Raw genomic sequence first — 20399 nt, 5'->3', positions numbered from 1 at the left:
AGACTTTCTCGACACTCTGAAACAGCGTATGTTGTCTATACCTTCAAATCAAACGATATGAACATTTCCAACAAAATATAAAGGTGATTTCAGGCGCGCTCTTCCATGCCAGTCCGTTCCACCTGATACTTTCAAATCTAGTTTCTCACAACAAAGTTCATACCAATTGCATTCTTTGGGAGAATGTTCAGGATAATATGCTTCGATGCCGTCTAACCCCAGATCTTTCATCTGCTTAAAAATGTTTAACTCTTCATCCAAGCTCAGTTTCATCAGTTTAGGATGCGCCAGAAATACTTTTCCTCCGCTTTTTTTAATAACGTCGAAGCTCTTTTCAACCGGAGCAGAATATTCCTGCTTTACGAATTTGAAACAATAATCAACAAAGCCCGCGTATTGCTCCCAGCCGTTAAACAATCCATCCTTCAACATTGCAGAGAACACATCTGAGAGGTAAAACCCTTTTCTTTTTTGATTATGATTCAATACTTGTTCCCAAGAATAGCCGTACTTACGAGCTATATATTTCTCAAAAGTATACTTAGTGTACTCTGTAGCTTCAGCAGTTAAAGCATCCAACAATTCTAGTAGCGCTATGTTTTTTATGTCAATGCCATAACCGAGAATATGTACGTGCTTTTGACCGATGCGCGATGAAATCTCTACTCCGGGTATTGTTTCAATGTTCGTTCCTACAGCAGCCGTCATGAAGGCTTCTACTCCATCAACAGTATCGTGGTCAGTTAATGCTACTGCATCTATTCCATATATTTTAGCAAGGTTGATTAATTGTTCCGGGGTGTCTGTACCGTCAGAATAACAGGAATGCATATGATAACTATATCTCATGCTTCACTCAACCCCTTTTTGTGCCGTTTGACTGACCTCTTCATTTTTGCTCCTCCTCGTACTAAAAATCATGTTTCATATCCATGTTAACGAATTGAAATATGGAGAACAATCCGAGAAATAAATAGAACTATCCGTAAAAATGAACCTTATATGCCATAAAGCCATTGATCCCATTTCAATTGGAATCAATGGCTTCTTTAAACTGATTATTGCAAAATCGCCTTGGCCACGATCGCCAGGTCTTCAATATCTACCTTACCGTCGTGATTGACATCAGCTTTCGCATTCCAGCCTGGCTGACCTTCTTGCTTACCGTAAGCTGCTGCAACGATCGCCAAGTCTCCAACTGTGATACCATCTTTTCCATTGACATCCGCGGAGATTTTCTTGCTTTCGAACACTTGAATAGCCGCTTCTAGTAGGGATTTCGCGGTATCCACCTGCTGCTGCGTAACATTCGAATCGTTCGCTGTCGCTTTCGCCGCATCGATCGCCGACTGCAATTGCGCCTTGGATCCCTTCGCATACAGACCGTTCTCGTTGCCTTCCACGGCTGCATCGTGCTTCGTCTGAGCGCTAGTGATCGCAGCATTCAGACCTGATTTATCAACCGGGATTCTGATTTGCAGCGCGTGAGAGGCTCCATTCAACGGCAGTTCATTTCCCTCTCCGTTCGCAATGGCCACATCGCCTACAGAAACGGCCGTATCGGTTTCTTGGACCTCAGACTTCACCGTAAATTTGAATTTCAATAGATCCCCTTGGGCTGACACACCTTGTTTTCCGCCTACGCTAGCTGCTACAATTCGGATCTGTCCAGGCACGATTTCCCTGTGATCGATGACCTCAAATTCATCTCTCAGGGATGTGACCGAATCGAATTGCAACTTCGCCGGATCATAATGTAGCGTCAAATCTTGTGCATAGATTTGCTGATATACGCTTTCTGTCACGCCGCTTAGTCCCATCGTCAGATCGAATGTTTGGCCAGGAGCTGCTTGATGTGCACCTGTCAATGTGGATTGAGGCATCCCCGCATTCATCAATTGCGTTACCTCGGCCTGCGTCAACGCACCGTTAAAGACGCGAACGTCGTCCAACATTCCTTTGTAAGCTTCTCCGCCAGTTTCATTGGCTCCGAGCACAATTTTATTCGTTACAGCCGAAAGCGGTCCGAGATTCGCCCCGGTGCTTGCCACGACGTTACCATCGACATAAATCGTGAGCCCTGTTGCTTGATTATAAGAAGCTACATAATGATGCCAGTTGTTATCGTTGTAAGTCCATGGGAACGACAGCGCTTTATAACCCGATGAACCTTTGGTCCAGTACGCCGCGCGAGCCTGACCCCCGCCTGTCACTTGAAGGGCCGTGAAACGCTGATCGTGACGGAAAAGGTTCGCATTGCCCGTTGCAGGCTGAGAAGTCTTGAACCACAACGACACGGACTCGTCACCCGTTTGATTCAAAGTTGTCGGAGCGTTGAATACGACCCTTGAGCCGCCGCTGAAAGCAAGCGCTCCGCCGATCTTGCCCGAATCGGTCCAAGTCGGGTTGTTAACCAGCGTTCCGATGTTGCCTTTGCCTGAAGAATCGCCGACGGTTGTACCGGAGCCTTCATCGAACTTCCAGTGGGCTACTACTAGGTCGACAGGCTTTGTAGATACGCTAATGCTTGTCGTCAACGGTACGTTGTTCGGGTTTATGACTCCAGCGGGCAGCGTTACGGTTCCTGTTACCGTGAAGGTCTGCTCCGTAGTTAAAGTTGGATCATAGTTTGCACGATTTACATCCCAATTCACACTGGCAGCCAAGGATCCCACATCGGTTACAAGCGTTACTTTGGCTGGCAATCCAAGAGCTGCCGCTGTCTTAGCCGTTCCGATGGCCGCTGTTACCGGTGCAGGTGCTGTGATGCTGTTCAATTTAATCTCTGTCAATCCAAACATCAAATCCGCGATAATCGGCAGATGGTCGGAAGCTACGCGGGTCGTTTCCGTTAGCAGGACATCCGCATTCTTCATCCCTATATTCTCGGAGGCAAAGATGTAATCGATTCGTTTTACCGGCTTCGGCAATGGATCGGTGTAATCCTCGTTCTGACCCAATGAGCCGAACACATCGTTATAGGCTTGCATCATCGGTTGCATTTCGGCGCTGTCCGGAATCGCATTGAAATCGCCGACGAAGATTGCTGGTCCTTCGTTTTTCCCGCCCCACTCCAGCACTTCCTTGATCTGCCGTGTCCGTTCTTCCGCTTTTAGGTGATCAAGATGGGTGTTGAAGAAACGAAACTGGGTTCCTTTAACATCGACTACAGTTTCCAACAATCCCCGTTGTTCGCTCGTGCTGAAAAGGAGATGATTCTGGGAAGAAACAATCGGATATTTGCTTAAAACGGCCGTTCCGTATTGATGGCCCCCATTATCCAGATTAGCCCCATAGGCGTATTCCATGCCCAGATACTCAGACAGCAGTTTGGCCTGATCTTCGAAATTGCTCCGAGGACCGAAGTTATTATCTACTTCTTGCAAGCCGATGACATCGGCCTGCGAGTCTTTGATAATGTCACCGATCCGTTTCAGGGCCAATTTCCCATCCGATCCTTCAGCGTGATGAATGTTGTAGGACATCACTCTGATTTGAACCTTCTCCAGATCAGAAGATTCCGCCGCCTTTACGGATGTCCCCACCGAGAACGGGACCGCCAACAAGGACAATATGGCGCCGACAAAAATTGATTTTTTAAAAATAGACATCTTAAACAAGTTACCACTCTCCTAGATTTTTTTAGTACAAATACTAATAGTTAAGAATGGGCCTTTGTCGTCTTGCTTAGCCCTTTAACGTCGAATCTTGGAAGTTAAAAGTGGTCGCCTTGCTTAGCCGGTAAATGTCAAATCTTATTCTCCCTCCTTCTTTACTACAAGGAGTATCACCCCAATGACATCGTACCTACGTTCACTGATACATTCAATGACTCTACTTTTAAAGTTATATGAAGATAATATTCAGGCTCATACCAAGCAGCTGGAGAAAATACGAAGTGTTCTCATTGCAATCTTTGAAGCAGCCAATAAAATGCCAGCACAAAAATAAGGCAAGACGTTGAAATCATCATTTTACGATACCATGGGAACCTTCGCAGCCATAGCAAGAGGGGAAGTAATAGGCATAGGACCATGAGCTGGCCCGTTTCCACACCTAAATTGAACATCAGGAGCGTGCCAATCAGATTGTCCTTTGGAAGTCCCGTTTCGGCCAAAGCCCCGGCGAAGCCCATGCCGTGAATTAGGCCAAATAAGGCCGTCAATAGCCACCGCCATTTCGCCTTTTGAACAAATATATTTTCCACTGCCACATAACAGATCGACAGAGCAATCAAGGCTTCAACCCAAGACGGGATGACCTGAATGCGGCCCGACGCCACCAAGAAAAGGGTAATGCTGTGGGCGATCGTAAATGCGGTAACAATCTTGAGTGCATCCTTGAAGCGAGATGCGATTAATACTAAGGCTAATAGAAAAAGCAAATGATCATAGCCGATTAAAATGTGTTCGATTCCAAGTACAAAATATTTCCACAGGACGGATCCAATTCCAGGCTGGGCAATGGCGATCTGAACATCTTTTTTATTAATATCAATAATATCCTGATGGAAGAATTCCCCTGAATGGACCAAGAGTACGCTCGTATGGATAGGCGCATCTTCAAACACTAGATTGTAATGAAGATTAAATTGTTCGATCGCTTCATCAGCGGTTAACTTGAGTTGCAACATGACGCCTTTTATGGAACCCTTTTTTGCCACGTTCATCGAAAGAAATTCCATCGTTAAGGGCTTCGAATCCACATCTATACGAAGATCTTTCCGTATAAACGATTCAATGCTCTCTTTCTGCGAGGCCAGTTCCTCGTTCTCTAGATTATTATCCTTGTTGTCATCAAAATGTACCAGCATGTCTCTTTGATCAAGAAAAAGTTCATAATCAATCACGTTACCTTTAACGTATACCGCCGAGTAACCCATACTTTGGGTATGGGCAAATGAAATTCTAGCACTCGCAAAAAATAGTAAGGTAACTATGAACAAGGACAGGAATACACGTAGTTTCATAGCCGGACCTCTTTTCATGATAGCTTCAATCTAAATCCTGGAGAGGATCGTAATTAGGATAAATATAGGGTGAAGCCGGGGCATCAATTTCCTCGATTTGACTTGCTTTTATCGTGATGATTTCATTGCCATCGTAGTTCCCAATTTGAGTTGTACCTGTGACCTTTACCCACGTATCTTTGGCAAAGTTCTGTGCGGTAGGATAATCAATCATCACCCCGTACGGCATGGCATCAGCAGAACAACAGTTAAAAACAAACCGACCGACGACAAACTGGCTGCTTTTCATGTTCGTTTCACGATATACAAATCCGCTGATCTCAATTTTTCTGCCGACAAAATGATTCTTAAACAGGTCGATTGTCGATAGGATTTCCCTGTACAGCGGCTCTTTGACGTCAATGGAATCTTTTTTATACAGCCACATTCCGATCTTGGATAAGTCAGGCTCCCACTCATCGTGGAACATCTTCTCCAGCTCCGAATCGGTATTTTCATTGCCCGATGATGCCTGCGCAGTGGAGGAACTTTCAGTTTCATTAGCTGGAACAGCACTCTTCTTGGCAACTGTCATCTTCGCTGCGGACAGATTCATTCCTTTCGCCGAAGCCATAGAGCTGCCCATCAGCGAATCCGGCAGAAGAAATCCTACAAGCAAAGGAAGTATAAGCAGGCCGTAGGACACGATGTTTCGAAAGGAAGAGCGTGATGCCGGCTGTTCGCAGTCGCAGGCCATCCGTTTGCCCCGATAAGCGCGAAAGGCGGAATAGCCTTGAAAACAGGCGACGGCATAAAGGGCGATTGCTGATCCTTTGACGAAAATCATCATACGCGGAGCGATATAATACTGTAGATAGTCGGTTTCTACCAAATATACGATGTAGCTCGAGAAGCCTAGTAAAATGACAGCGCGAAGAATATAGTGCATGCTGAACAAGCGGTTTTCATTCATAATAAGCCCCCCCAGAGCAGTCCTCCTGCCAATACGGTTATGGCGACGAGCAGAGACAAGATAATTACGAATTTCGTTTTAAATACGGAGAGCAGCATCAAGGTGCTTTTGAAATCCAACATTGGACCAAATACAAGGAAAGTCAGCAAAGAACTGGATGTAAACGTCGCTTGAAAGGACGATGCGACAAAAGCGTCAGACGTCGAGCAGATCGACAACACATAAGCGAAGCCCATCATAAACAAATGAGAGGTTAGCGGTCCTTGCCCGAGATCAACCAAGGTTTCTCTCTGGATAAAGGTTTGAATAAGCGCCGTTAGCAATGAACCTAAGACGAGATATTTGCCCATTTCAAAAAATTCATCCGACGCATGAACAAGAAATGTCGTCAATTTGCCCTGATGCTCATGCTCATGCTGATGACCTTCCCCTGAATCATGGCCGTATAATTGGGAGCGGTTGTTACGCAGCGGACTATCTTTGACAAACCGGTACAGCAATGCACCGATGATTGCGGCGACAACAAAGGCCAGTCCCATGCGTGAATAAGCCATAGCCGGATGATTGCGAAAAGCCATGAATGTTGCTGCGAATACAATAGGGTTAATGATGGGGCCCGTAAGGATGAAAACGACTCCGATATAGACGGGCATACCCTTCGAAATCAACCGTCTAACGACAGGGATCATACCGCATTCACACATTGGGAACACAATGCCGAGCAAGCAGGCGAATAAAATACCAAGTACGGGATTGGATGGCGTCCAGCGGCGTATCATTTGCTCGGAGACAAAGCTTTGAATCAGGGCGGAAAGCAAAACGCCCAGCAAGATGAACGGGATCGCTTCCAACAAAATACTTATGAACAATGTTTTGAAAGATTGAAGATGTTCGGTCGTATTGAAGGATAGCTGGGAAAAATCGATTGTCAATAAAATCAATCCGATAAAAAGAAAGCAAATTGCCGTTACGGTATAAAGGCTGAGTCGAAAAATTGTGGATGGCATGCGTATTAGCTCCTAAATAATAAGTTATTTGAAGATAACATTCAGGCTCATATCAAGCCCGCACGGAAACACTATTCCTTTCAATAAGTTGAGTTTTTAATTTCACTGTTTTCTGCTTTTCATCACAATGGTTCATGCGCCTAATGAGAAGCTTAATTGCTTCTTTACCTAGTTCTTCTGTCGGTTGCCTTACGGTTGTAAGAGCAACTGGGAGCATCGCTGCCAATTGAATATCTGAAAAACCAACGATTGAAAGTTGATTCGGAACCAAAATATGGTGTCTTAAAGCTGAAGATAAAACGGAGGCCGCGATGTAATCGTCACCGCATATCATAGCGGTTAGGTCCGGATTTTCTTGTAAAAATCGATCCAGTAGCGGGTCATTGTCCGAATAATTTGTCCGATCTTTTATTTTTTCAATAATATGAATGTTTTTGCTTATTACCGGGATTCCATGATCAAACAACGCTGTAAAGTATCCCCGATGCTGTTCTTCACTCCGGCTTATCGATGAAATCGCTTTGGTCACTAAGCCAATTTCTCGATGTCCTTGTGCAATCAGATGTTCTACCATTTGATAGGTTCCTTCAAAATAATCAGGATACACGCAATCTATTGAAATCTCAGGGAAATATCGGTCAATCATTACGATCGGATATCCTTCCATCTTCAAACGCAATACTTGTTGACTGCAATCATCGCGGACTCGCGGAAACAAAATAATCCCTTCAACTCGTTCGTCAACAAGCTGCCGAAGACAAGAATCTTCGTCTTCAATTCCTCTGCTTATTCTGATCATAAGGTTGTAATGATGCGCTCTTGCCTCTGATTCAATCGTGGATATCATTTGGGACATATAAGAATCCAGCTCGGGTATGATCATTCCAATGCTATTACTTTTCATGTCGTTTCGTTGTATCTCGCTTGGACGATCACTAAGAAACGTGCCTCTTCGGGGCATACGGTAAACGACTCCCTGAATGGCCAGATGCTTAAGCGCCATCTTGGCGGTCATTGTGCTGACATTGAACATTTTTGCCAGTTCTCCCTCGGAAGGAACCGGGTCATGTGGTTTTAACCTTCGGTTCTTTATCATTCTCTCAACTTCGTTAACGATTTGATGATACTTATGTTGCGATTCTGCCATCACCACTCAGACTCCTTTTAATGGATTTTTACCGGAATGCGCTACATGTTGACGGTCTTGTCCCCTGTCAATTTAAAGAAAATCAATAATGAGATAATTGTAGTAACTGTAAGGATGCTGGATATCGCTGCCGCCGTTCCGTAGCTTGCCCTGATTACCTCCGTATAAATAGCAACGGACAACGTAACGGTACTGCCGGTATATAGAATAACTGATGCGCTTAATTCATTTATGACGGTAATCCAACTCATAATCGCCCCCGCAAGCACACCCGGCAGCATCATGACCGCAGTAATCTTAAAGAAGGTTTTCACCGGGGAATATCCCAAACTGATGGACGCCTCCTCCAGGCTAGGGCTGATCTGGTGCAGAATGGCCGCGCTGGATCGAAGTGTGTACGGAAGCTTTCTTACAACATAGGCAAGAACCAGAATCATGGCCGTTCCGCTAAGCAGCATCGGCTCTTGGTTAAAAGCCATAAGAAGCATGATGCCAATGACAGAGCCCGGCAAAATAAAAGGAAACATCGTTACTGTATCGATCACAGAGGTCAACAGATTTTTCTTCCTGATTGATAAATAAGCGATGAACATTCCGAGCACAACGATGATGGATATAGCTCCCAGGCCAAACATGTAAGTATTGGCTATCGATTGCCCAAGAGTTCGAAAGACAGATTTGTAGCTCTCCACCGAGAAAGCAGCCAGGAACCGCGATCCCTTCGTCTCCAGGAAGGATGTCACCACGACGGTCAACTGCGGAAGAATAGCCAAGAAAACGATAAAATAGATGGCGATATGGGACAATATCCCTCGAGTACCTTGGAATGCAGCAGGCTGTATCGGCCTTAAGGAACTCATTGTGAAAGATTTTTTACTGATAATATACTTCTGGCCCATAAATAACAGGGCAGTAATCAATACCATAATGGCAGACATTGCCGCCGAAAAATTTGCCTGCCCGCCTACTTCGCTAACAAATTCGGAATAGATCATAACCGGCATAACATTAAAGCCTTCTCCGATTAGCATCGGGGTGCCGAAATCTTCGATCGCAATCATAAAAACGAGCAGGGAACCTGCGAGCAATGTTGGGGCAATCAACGGTAGGATGATTGTAAATACCTTCTTAACTGGACTGCATCCCAGGCTTTCTGCTGCCTCGCCAAGCGACACGTCAATCTTCTTCAATGCTCCGGACACATAAAGATAGATATAAGGGTATAATTTCAAAGTCAATACGAGTAAAATTCCTCCAAAACCATATATGCTTGGAAGCTCAATCCCTAAAGATTGAAACCATTTTGTAATTACGCCACTACGACCGCATAGAATGACCCAGGAGTACGCTCCGATAAACGGCGGCGACAACATCGATATAATAATCAAGATTTCAATTAGTTTTTTGCCTTTGATTTTGTATGCAGACATGAGATAGGCCAACGGGGCGCCGATCAATACCGCAAGAACGGTTACGCAGCAGGAAATCATAAAACTGTTGATTAGACCGCGATAATAATATTTTTTCTGAAAAAACTTAACAAAATGATGAAATGTAAATTCGCCGGTCACAGAATCTTTAAAACCGCTTACTAACAAGGCAAACATTGGAGTGATCAAGAATATCGCGAAAAGTATGGCTATACCCAAGGTTATAACGGTCCAGAAATCAAACTTAATCTTGAATTTAGTCATATTTCTTCACACCCTTGATTAAGCTCCGTTCTCCGTCCTCGGTAAACACGTTGATTTTATTAGGGTTTGGCATCAAATACAGCTTATCCTCTGCTTCGTAAAATCTGCTCGCTTGACCCAAATCTTGAACAAATTCGCAAGACAGGTCCGCATCCATCATCATTCCATCATGGAAGGTTACCCCGTAATTGTTGTATTGACCCAGAAAAGTGCTTTTACGGATTGTTGCTTCCAAGCCGCTCTCAACAACGGAAAATTGTTCGGGCCTGACCGCGATAATGACATGCTGTCCATCTATCACGTCATCGACCAAATTATGAACAAGTATTTCATAACCGTCATTGAACACGATGCGTGTTTCGTTCGCTTGAATCCGAATCGTTCCCTTGAAGAAGTTGGAATGGCCAATGAAGCTCGATACGAATGTATTGGCCGGACGGGAGTAGATATCTCTCGGATTTCCAACCTGTTGAATGACGCCATCCTTCATGACTGCAATGCGATCGGATATGGCCAGAGCCTCCTCTTGATCATGGGTTACATAGACGGTGGTAATGCCTACATTTTTTTGTATGTCCCTGATCGCAGTTCTCATATCAACCCTCAGCTTGGCATCCAGATTCGAGAGTGGTTCGTCCATCAGAAGAACACTGGGACGGATGACTATAGCCCTCGCTAACGCTACCCGTTGCTGCTGTCCGCCGGAGAGCTTCTCCGGAAGTCTTTCCTTGTACGGATCGATTTTTACGACCTTCATCATTTCGTCTGTTTTTTTCTGCCTCTCAGCTTTGGATAGTTTTCTTAGCTTCAAGCCGTATTCTATATTTTGCTGTACCGTCAGATGCGGGAAGATGGCATAATTCTGGAATACCATGCCAATGTTTCTCTTGTGGGCAGGTATATCATTGATGACTAGATCGTCAAAATGTATCTCGCCTCCCTCAATCGAGTTAAACCCCGCAATCATTCTGAGCAATGTCGTTTTGCCGCAACCCGATGGTCCAAGCAAAGTGAAGAACTCACCGTTTTTGATATCAACGGAAAGCCCCGGTATAATCGTAATTTGGCCGTTATCGTATTTCTTAACGACCTTATTGACATGTATGGCTACGCTCACTTAACTTCCTCCCTCGCAATAGAAGCCTGCAACACGAATGTAACAGGCTTCTCATTGCAACTTTATTTCTTATCTTAGATGTTCAATTGTTCTATCAATTGCTTGTGTAAAGATCTTTAAACTTGTCGAGCCACACCTGATTGTTATCCAGCTCTTTCTGCAAATTTTCTTGCACGATCTTAAATTCCGTAACCTCTTTCAGCCCTGTCGGAGCAGGGACATCCGTCCTTGAAGCCCGCATGTTCAACTTCTCTGCAGTTAGTGTCTGTAAATCTTTCGATGTTATAAAATCAACGAATTTCTTAGCGTTTTCCATATTTTTCGCGCCTTTAATGATCTGTACCGTACCCGGTGATACGATGACGCCCTCATTCATGTAAACAATCTCTACGGGAGATCCTTGTCTGACCGCCGCGGACGCCATCTCTTCGTGCGTGATTCCGACAACATACTCGCCATCGGCAACCCCTTTAGGCACGGCAGACGAACTTGAAATCAGCTTGCCGTCAAGATTCTTGATCAGGCTATTGACATAATCCCAGCCTTTATTCTCATCTTCCGCTCCGATCGTCTGTAAGATGTTCGCAAGATGCGTCAAGCCGGTTGACGATTTGGCTGGATCAGGGAATGCGATTTTCCCTTTCAGCTTCGGATTGAGAAGGTCCGCATAGCCTTCAATTTTGATGTCGCCAATCAGATTCTTGTTCACAAGAAGCACCATCGGAATAATGTTGTTCCGGGTAATCGTACCTTCCGTGTTCTTGGCCGTATCGATCATCGCGCTATCATTCTCCGATGTATAAGGTTCGAACAATTGTTGTTTCGGCACTACAACCGGCACCGTCCCTCCCCACTCAACATCGCCGAGTGGATTGTCCTTTTCGGCTTCGATTCGCTTAAGAAGCTCTCCTGTACCTGCTGTAACGACTTCAACCTTAATCCCTGTTTTCGCTTCAAATTCAGGAATCACAACATTCATAACTTCGGTCGCGGCTGCTGTATACACGACTAGCGACTTGGATGCTTCGCTCTTCACGCTTTCATTACTTTCGGAATTTGTGGCAGTGCCTGTCTTGTCTGTCCCTGTGCTTGAGCAAGCAGCGCTCAATAAAATCATGCATGCTGTCAGTAAGAATACGAATGTCCTTTTCACTCTAACTCCTCCAATAGATCATGTTTTTTGTTTGTCTACATCTCCATTTTATAGAGAAGATAATAAGGGTAAAATCCAAAAAAACCGTATAACTATCCTAAAAAATGAACACCTTCCGGGGAATTCCTCACCTACACAAAAACAGCTCATGGAGGTGTCGGCACCGCCATGAGCTGTTTGCAACGTGCAGCCCTATTGGGGCAGAGTAGTTATTTATGATATTCATTGAGAAGTCGATCCAATTCTATCGATAAATTCAAGATTTCTTCTGACCGTAGATCGAATTCATAGTCCAAACCAGCCTGATTCAGTTCTATCCTTTTTTGTTCGATCTCATGGTTAATATCCGAAAACCTAACCATTTGTAACCCTCCTACGCCATCACAACTTTAACAATTAGAAATCGTTAGCTTCAAGTCAATTCTAATGAAGAGGAAATAGGGAGAACAATCCGAAAAAAGAGTATAAGTATCCGAAAAAATGAACAACTAGCTAGACATGTTCTCTCATCAAAATAAGCTCATAAAGGTGTCCATCCCCTTATGAGCTGTTGTAATTCGCTATACAAATTTATATCTTCACTCCATTCCAACTCCAGTTAATTCTTTCTTTTCTTTCGGTGAATTCTTAACGATGACCCGGTTACTAGATTTCATGAAATTTGTTGGGTTTGTACCTGTGTATTTTTTGAACACATTACAAAAGTGCTTATATTCGCTGAAGCCCGTCATATTGGCGATTTCATAAATCCGGCATTTTCCTGCAGCAAGCAATTCTACAGCTTTCTGAATTCTGTACTTATTAAGGATGTCCAAAAAAGTCTGGGAAGTCATCTCTTTCAATTTTCGACTTAAGTAACTTGGACTGACGCCCAGCTCATCGGCTATCGATTCGATACTGAGCTTCTGATCGTAATCACTCTTGATTCGCTTAATCGCCTCACTGACATAATAGTTCTGCTTTTGTTCAGCAAATAGATAATCATTCAAATCAATCAAATGGATATCTTCTTTCATCTTATTCGTTATATGGATGATGTCATCGTAAACCTTGCCTTGATTAATTTCGCGCTTGATATTCTCGATAATTCCAGCAAGCTTCAGTTCATCAACAGGCTTTAACAAATATTCGAACACTTTCAATGAAATCGCCCTCTTGGCATATTCAAATTCACTATAGCTGGTCAGAATAATGCTCTGGAATGAATAGATTTGCTGCGCTTGCTCTACCATATCTATTCCATTCAAGACAGGCATCCTGATATCTGTAATCACGATGTCGGGTCGGTACTGCTCGATCAATCGGAGTCCGTCCTGCCCGTTACTGGTATCGCCTATAACGGTACAATGCATTGACAGCCAATCCACGGTATGAACCAGCCCTTTTCGAATAATCTCCTCGTCTTCAACGATGACTACCTTCAGCAACATTCGTTCCTCCCCTGTTAACCGGCAATGTGATTGTAACGACTGTTCCGCTATGATGCTTGCTAGTTATATCTACCCCGTAATTCTCACCGTAAATGAGCTGCACTCTTCGATGGACATTATATAGTCCGACATGGGAAGAATGGTTAACATGCTGCTCCAGAATATGCCTGATATTATGTAGAACCTGCGGTTCCATCCCCTCACCATCATCATTGATGATGACGACCAAGTTGTCCCCGGATATGCCCGCCTCTATCTTCACACTTAAGGACTGACGATTTGCAAAGCCGTGTTGGATTGCATTCTCTATGATCGGCTGGATGATGAGCTTAGGAACAATGCAATCCAAGGCGGCTTCTTCCACACGAATATCATAGTCGAAAAGACTTCCAAAACGGTATTTTTGAATGAAAAGATAGTTCTTGGTATACTCGACATCCTCCGCCAGGCTCACCTCCGAAATCGTATTATTGATGCTGTACCTTAACAAGTTCGATAAGACTAATATCATCGTATTTGCAGATGAAGGATTCATTTTCACCATAAAACGAATTGCTTCCAGCGTGTTGAACAGAAAGTGAGGATTAAATTGAGATTCTAGTTGTTTAATTTCGGATATTATGTTCTGCCGAGCCTTTTCCTTATTCGCTTCTATCAAGTTTTTGATATCGTCCAACATCTGATTGTATGCATCCGCAAAAACCTGAAACTCATCGTTAGATTTGACCAATAGCCGGGTATCCAAGTTACCATTCTGAACATTCTCGATCGCCCTAATGATGTCGTCTATCACCCTAGTTTTACTATTTGCAATTTTTCTTGCCGATAGATAGGTAGTCAGGGCTAACATGATAAAAAGCAAGCTTAACAGCAAACCTGCCAAAATAAGCATCGATCTAAAGTAACCGATGGAGGTGAGGGTATAAATTCGAATTTCCCCATCGAGAATTTCACTTCTTGTCACATATTGACTGTCTTCATTCGATTCTACAACACCAGAATGATCTCTGTAATTCATATCCAATTTCCCTAATTCGTTCACGAGCAATTCATTCGTGCATGCAATCACATAGCCGAAATGATCGGTTATAACAACGCTAGTCGAGGAGTTTTTGCTGATCAGCTTAACCAGGTCGCTTTTGTTAAAGTCGAAGGTGATAAATCCAGCAACATGTCCTTCTATTATTATTGCTTTTCCTACTGTCAAGCTTTGGCTATCCGCATCAAGAGCAGGGTGCCTGGATAAGATAACCTTCTCCGGCGTATCCAACATTCTTCCAATGATTCCCCACTTTTTCGCATTTTCACCTTGGGCATATTCAGGGATATGATTCGTGCTTTGGATTAAAGGCTTCAGCTTATCGTCAAATACGAAGAAACTTCCCTTTGTCTCCATCTGATTCATAAAATTATAAAGCGTTTCGTATAATGCACTCTTGGAATGATTCGTTTCCAGATATGCCCGCATATTGACGTCATTTGACAAAGAATCTGCTTCTTGCTGATAAGAACCAATAATAGATCCTACTGTATCCGCTATTTGTTCATTATACTCATAGTTGCGCGAAACAATATTTCGATAAAAGCCGGAGAATGACAGGAGGTAACTGGCTACCGTAATAATGATAACCGGAATCAGTGCATAGATAATAAATGAGTTTCTAATGTCATCTTTAAAACGTCTGATATTGCTTGCCATTGCCTCACCTTTATACTTGAAGATCTTATTTCACATATTATCACATCCATTTATCATGAAATTGAATTCATAAAATCTTAATATGCTTCTGATCTTCTGATCATAGATTTCTCGTCTCACAAAGTTAACTTCAAATCTTTTATTTTCTGCCATGATGAATGACAAAAGGCCCAGTACCGCTGCGAACGCAGCGGTACTGGGCCTTAAATAGTTCAGATAGTTATTTCACTCTTGCAACCTTTAACATCTTGCTTCTTTCCTTGAAGAAATGCCGCAAACCCTTGAAGAAATGACCATTCACAATCATCAGAATACCATCTAACATTGGCATATTTACAACGCCACCTGTCATTCTGGCTATTCCCCTAAACGGCATATGATACACGGACATCATGATAAGATTTGCCGTGCTTCTTCTCCCGATTTTTCGGAGGAACCAATACGCAAATACGATCGAATGATACGCAAGCCTTCCAAATACTCCCCTGGCATATTGACACTGCGCAATCGTATCGTTATATTCCAGTGGTTTGCTTCGATCCCATGTGGAGACTGGCACCTTACGCCCAAGCAGGTGTTCAAATTCTTCTTCACTCACCATGCTTACTTGGCCGGAGTAATATGATGGCAGCTTCTCCTTGTCATAAGGTAATGGGGCTCCTGTCCCTTCCACAAAAAGAACTTCCTCTAATCGGATATCGGCACTTGATGCACCAATCTTAATCTTATATTCCGCTTCTTCGACTTCCCACTGATTGGTCTTTACATTGAAATAACGGAAAGTCTTATCGTCAAAAGGAATGAATACCTGCTTGGACTCACCTGCATTTATAAATACTTTCGTAAATCCCTTTAATTCCTTTGTCGGTCTGAAAATATCATTGGATGTACATCCAACGTAGAGCTGGACAACCTCCATTCCAGCCCTGTCTCCTGAATTGGTTAATTGGAATGTTACACCTGTCTTATTGATTTGAATGTCAGCATAATCAAAGGTCGTATAGCTCAGTCCGTAGCCAAACGGGAACAGGACGTCTACATTCGCTGTATCATAATACCGATAGCCAATGTACACACTTTCTCTGTACTCTGCGCTGACTTCCTTGCCTGGAAAATGATAATACGATGGTGTATCCTCATATCGAAGCGGATAGGTTTCTGCCAATTTCCCAGACGGATTGACATCGCCTGATAAAACCCGAAGGATCGCTCTGGCTCCCGCCTGACCGCCTAAATAACCATGTAACAGTCCTTTCACCTTGTCAATCCAAGGCATTTCTACAGCTGAACCGCAAGAAAGAATGGCCACGATATTCGAATTCATTTGATATAAAGCATGCAACAAATCAATCTGATTCTCAGGAATCTTCATGCTTTGTCGATCTAATCCTTCAGCTTCCGTCACTTCATCCAAACCTAAATACAACAGAACGACATCTGCTTGCGCGGCAAGGGCGCATGCTTTAGCAATTTTTTTCTGATTTTTCTTCCCATAACGTTCAAAGCCGGGTTCAAATCCAATGCTGACAATGCCCGATTCCTCAAAGCAATCCAACGTATGATCCAGTATTGTCGGGTTTACGATCGATGATCCTGCCCCCTGATATCGTGCATCCTTGGCAAAATCACCGATAACGGCTACTTTCTTCCCAAATTTAAGCGGTAATATCCCCTCTTCATTCTTAAGAAGTACGATAGACTCTTCTGCAACCTTTTGCGACACGCGATGATGTTTCTCGATATTAAAATCGGTATGAGGTCTCTGGTACACTTTCTGCGTTGTAAAAATAAGTTCCAGTAGCCTGTCTACACATTCGTCCAATACTTCTTCTTTAATCTTTCCGCTTTGAATGGCTTGAACAATTTCTTGGTCGGTCTCCCCGGCTGTAGTAGGCATTTCCAACTCATTACCAGCTAAAAGGCCTGCCACGCGGTCATTGCTTCCGCCCCAGTCCGTAATAATCGTGCCTGTATAGTCCCATTCACCACGTAGAATATCTTGCATTAAATGCATATTTTCATTGGCGTAGGTTCCGTTTAATTTGTTATAGGAAGACATGATTGACTTCGTCTTGCCTTCTTGCACTGCAATTTCAAAGGCAGTCAAATAAATTTCACGAAGCGTTCTCTCATCCACGATCGTATCAATCGACATACGTCGTTCTTCCTGATTGTTCACGGCAAAATGCTTCACACAGGCTGAAACGCCTTGGGATTGAATTCCTCGAATATAACTGGCAGCCATTTTACCGGCATGATAGGGATCCTCGCTAAAATACTCAAAATTTCTACCGCATAAAGGATTTCGCTTCATATTGACGCCAGGTCCGAGCAAGACATGGACTTTCTGTGTAATTGCCTCTTCTCCAAGATACTCTCCGACTTTTTCTCCGAGCTCCATATTCCAGCTATTGGCTACCGTTGCAGCTGTTGGATAACAAGTTGCCGGTAAACCGGCATTAAGACCCAATTTGTCTGACGCTACTGCCTGTCTTCGAATCCCATGCGGTCCATCTGCAAGAAATATACTATGGATTCCGAGACGTTTCATATCCTGAGTTTGCCAGAAATCTTTTCCTGACATGAAAGATGCTTTCTCTTCTAACGTCATTTTTTCTATTAGTTCTTTATACTTCATTTATTTTCCTCTTTTATATTTTTGACAGTATTTGCACAGAAATATAACAATAGACTTATTTAAAAAACAATGAAATCTACTAATCGTTATAAAATATTTTACTACAGATTCCAAATACTTTCTAATGCTACTTTTGTATCCTTAGCCGAAATCAAAAAAAGCAGATACCTAATCAGGTACCTGCTTCAGACTGTCAAAAGTATCTGTCGATAACTTATAATTTAACGGATTTCTCGCCTTTTTTCGCATAGCTTGGATCGCCGACTGTAAGCACTTTAAACTTGCCGTCTTGCCATTCGATCGTCGTTACGCTCGAATTCGGCAGGCCGCCTTTGTCCCAATCCCAGCTATTCGGATCCAGCGCCGTCACATAGTTCAGAATGGTGAGACCGTGACTAACGACAAGAATATTGCCGCTTTTTCCTTTGTTCTCTTCAACGATCCGGTTCATTGCCGCTTCCGTCCGCTTCAGAAGTTCTGCGTAAGATTCGCCGCCAACGGTTTTTAATAGATCCGGGCTATCGTAGAAGTCAGGATGCTGCTTCAGAATGTCGCTTGTAAATTCTCCTTCCCAATCCCCGAAGTTCATTTCCTTCAACCTTTTATCCGTCTTCAGCGGCAAGTTTCTTCCATCCAAAATGATATCGGCTGTATCTACCGCCCGTTCACTTGTACTGCTGTAAGCAGCGCTAAAAGGAATGTCCTTTAAGCCTCTTCCCAAGTTTTCAGCAACCTTGATCCCTTTTTCCGTTAATGGGGAATCCGAATAGCCTTGCATCCGGTCTTGCACATTAAATATCGTTTCGCCATGTCGTACCAAATAGAATGTAAGCTTCATTTCGCCCTTCTCCGCATAGCTTGGATCACCGACTGTTAACACTTTGAATTTCCCATCTTTCCACTGTACCTTCGTCACGCTTGAATTTGGCAAGCCGCCTTTGTTCCAATCCCAGCTGTTCGGATCCAGCGCCGTCACGTAATTCAGAATCGTCAATCCGTGAGACACGACAAGAACATTGCCGCCTTTCGCTTTGTTCTCTTCCACGATCCGATTCATCGCCGCTTCCGTCCGCTTATAGAGTTCTTCATAAGATTCTCCACCAACCGTTTTGTATAGATCTGGACTATCGTAGAAGTCGGGATGCTGCTTCAGAATATCGTCTGTATATTCGCCTTCCCAGCTGCCAAAATTGATTTCTTTGAGCCGCTTGTCCTTGGTGATCGGAATGTATCTGCCTTTCAGAATCAAATTGGCCGTGTCGCTCGCCCGTTCGCTCGTGCTGCTGTAAGCCGCGTTAAACGGAATATCTTTTAACCCTCTTCCCAAATTCTCGGCAACTTTGATTCCTTCTTCCGTGAGTGGAGAATCCGAGTACCCCTGAAGTCGCTTTTGGGTGTTGAACACCGTTTCGCCATGCCGCACCAGATAAAACGTAATCGTCTTGCCATTCTGAGCTTGATTGCCGTCACTAGCCCCAGCTGCAGCCGCAGTGTAAACAACCATCAACATTGCAACCATCATGACCGATATCGCGCTTGCTATTTTCTTCTTCAACGCTGGTCCCCCCGTTAACATTAGTTAAACCCTATTAATCTTTGTGATATTTTATAAGCTCCCACAGAAATACTGCGTCCAGCCCGTCCTGGCAAACTAGTTAACCTGCCCATAAAACCATATTTAAGACTACGATACAAATTGGTATCCTTATCTTCGATATATTTCCATAACTCTTTTTTCTTCATGAGATTTTCAGCCGTTCCAGAACGGATTAACAATATCGTAGATATCACCGTAACAATTTCCAGATGTCTGAGCAAATAGTGACGCAGATTAGGATTTGTAATAGATTCGATATTGACTTGGTTGATCAGAAGTTTATTGACTTTAATCTGTTGATCAATCCTTTTGATCATCACATTCTCCTGAACAGACTGATCCTCTCTGCCAATGAAATATCGATAGAAATCGACATTGATATAATAGATACTCTTCACATGCGGAAGCGGTGCATATACGAATAAATTGTCTACATAAAAGGTATGCTTCGGAAGTTCCAACTGACAATCTCTTAGCAATTGTGTTCTGTAGATGATCGAATGCATCATAAGATATTGTCCTTTACGAAAATGCAACATGTCGTCCCATGTAAAAATCGTTCCTTCCGGGAGTACATTATTGTATTTCATAATCTTCTTATAGCTTACGCCTTCTTTTTCATAGACAAAATTGCTAATCATCATGTCAACAGCTTTGATTCTTGCTACGAAATCACTTATCGTTTCTAGAATTTTGAGATAAGCTCTGATATCTACCCAGTCATCACTGTCAACAACCTTAAAATACAAGCCTGATGAATGACGAATACCTGTATTAACAGCCTCTCCGTGCCCACCATTTTCTTGATGAATGACTTTGACAATCGTTGGATATCGATCTGCATACTCATCCGCAATTTGTGCGGTTTGATCCACGGAGCCATCATTAACAATGATTAACTCTACATTTTCTCCCCCTGGTAACAGGGATTCTATACAATATCGCATATAATCCTGCGAATTATAGCAAGGTATAACAACGGATAATAATTTCATT

The 20399-nt window shown here is 43.4% G+C and carries 15 protein-coding genes; all 15 read right to left on the bottom strand.

From position 1 onward, the window contains the following. Positions 1–48: 48 nt before the first annotated feature. Positions 49–849: a PHP domain-containing protein gene (locus ACFQZR_RS01500; protein WP_379342194.1), complete on the bottom strand. Its 801-nt coding sequence runs from the start codon at positions 847–849 to the stop codon at positions 49–51. A 209-nt stretch (positions 850–1058) separates the two neighbouring features. Beyond that, positions 1059–3611: an endonuclease/exonuclease/phosphatase family protein gene (locus ACFQZR_RS01495; protein WP_379343742.1), complete on the bottom strand. Its 2553-nt coding sequence runs from the start codon at positions 3609–3611 to the stop codon at positions 1059–1061. Positions 3612–3904: 293 nt separating this feature from the next. Beyond that, positions 3905–4969: a HupE/UreJ family protein gene (locus tag ACFQZR_RS01490; RefSeq protein WP_379342192.1), complete on the bottom strand. Its 1065-nt coding sequence runs from the start codon at positions 4967–4969 to the stop codon at positions 3905–3907. Positions 4970–4994: 25 nt separating this feature from the next. After that, positions 4995–5921 (bottom strand): TIGR03943 family putative permease subunit, encoded by a 927-nt coding sequence (locus ACFQZR_RS01485; RefSeq protein WP_379342190.1) that lies wholly within the window; start codon positions 5919–5921, stop codon positions 4995–4997. Beyond that, complete coding sequence (locus ACFQZR_RS01480) at positions 5918–6928, bottom strand: permease (RefSeq protein WP_379342188.1); 1011 nt, start codon at positions 6926–6928, stop codon at positions 5918–5920. Before ACFQZR_RS01480 ends, ACFQZR_RS01485 begins: the two co-directional genes overlap by 4 nt. A 52-nt stretch (positions 6929–6980) precedes the next feature. Then, positions 6981–8075, bottom strand: a complete 1095-nt coding sequence (locus ACFQZR_RS01475) for a GntR family transcriptional regulator (protein ID WP_379342186.1) — start codon at positions 8073–8075, stop codon at positions 6981–6983. A 41-nt stretch (positions 8076–8116) separates the two neighbouring features. Further along, a complete protein-coding gene (locus tag ACFQZR_RS01470; protein ID WP_379342184.1) occupies positions 8117–9769 on the bottom strand; it encodes an ABC transporter permease in 1653 nt (550 codons plus the stop codon). Further along, a complete protein-coding gene (locus ACFQZR_RS01465) occupies positions 9762–10886 on the bottom strand; it encodes an ABC transporter ATP-binding protein (RefSeq protein WP_379342182.1) in 1125 nt (374 codons plus the stop codon). Before ACFQZR_RS01465 ends, ACFQZR_RS01470 begins: the two co-directional genes overlap by 8 nt. A 94-nt stretch (positions 10887–10980) precedes the next feature. Further along, entirely contained in the window at positions 10981–12039 is a 1059-nt protein-coding gene (locus ACFQZR_RS01460) for an ABC transporter substrate-binding protein (RefSeq protein WP_379342180.1), read from the bottom strand. Between the two features lie 209 nt (positions 12040–12248). Then, complete coding sequence (locus tag ACFQZR_RS01455) at positions 12249–12401, bottom strand: aspartyl-phosphate phosphatase Spo0E family protein (RefSeq protein ID WP_314584876.1); 153 nt, start codon at positions 12399–12401, stop codon at positions 12249–12251. 216 nt (positions 12402–12617) lie between these two features. After that, entirely contained in the window at positions 12618–13469 is an 852-nt protein-coding gene (locus tag ACFQZR_RS01450; RefSeq protein WP_379342178.1) for a response regulator transcription factor, read from the bottom strand. Further along, complete coding sequence (locus ACFQZR_RS01445) at positions 13444–15168, bottom strand: sensor histidine kinase (protein ID WP_379342176.1); 1725 nt, start codon at positions 15166–15168, stop codon at positions 13444–13446. Before ACFQZR_RS01445 ends, ACFQZR_RS01450 begins: the two co-directional genes overlap by 26 nt. A gap of 220 nt (positions 15169–15388) precedes the next feature. Beyond that, positions 15389–17806, bottom strand: coding sequence for a beta-glucosidase family protein (locus tag ACFQZR_RS01440; RefSeq protein WP_379342174.1), 2418 nt, complete (start codon positions 17804–17806; stop codon positions 15389–15391). Between the two features lie 214 nt (positions 17807–18020). After that, positions 18021–19361, bottom strand: coding sequence for a histidine phosphatase family protein (locus ACFQZR_RS01435; protein ID WP_379342172.1), 1341 nt, complete (start codon positions 19359–19361; stop codon positions 18021–18023). A gap of 20 nt (positions 19362–19381) precedes the next feature. After that, positions 19382–20398: a glycosyltransferase family 2 protein gene (locus tag ACFQZR_RS01430; protein WP_379342170.1), complete on the bottom strand. Its 1017-nt coding sequence runs from the start codon at positions 20396–20398 to the stop codon at positions 19382–19384. Position 20399: the final 1 nt, after the last annotated feature.

The organism is Paenibacillus sp. GCM10027629 (assembly GCF_042676425.1).
Taxonomy (GTDB): Bacteria; Bacillota; Bacilli; order Paenibacillales; family Paenibacillaceae; genus Paenibacillus_K; species Paenibacillus_K terrigena.
Note: the sequence above shows the minus strand (reverse complement) of the source record. Positions and strands in the feature narration are given on the sequence as shown.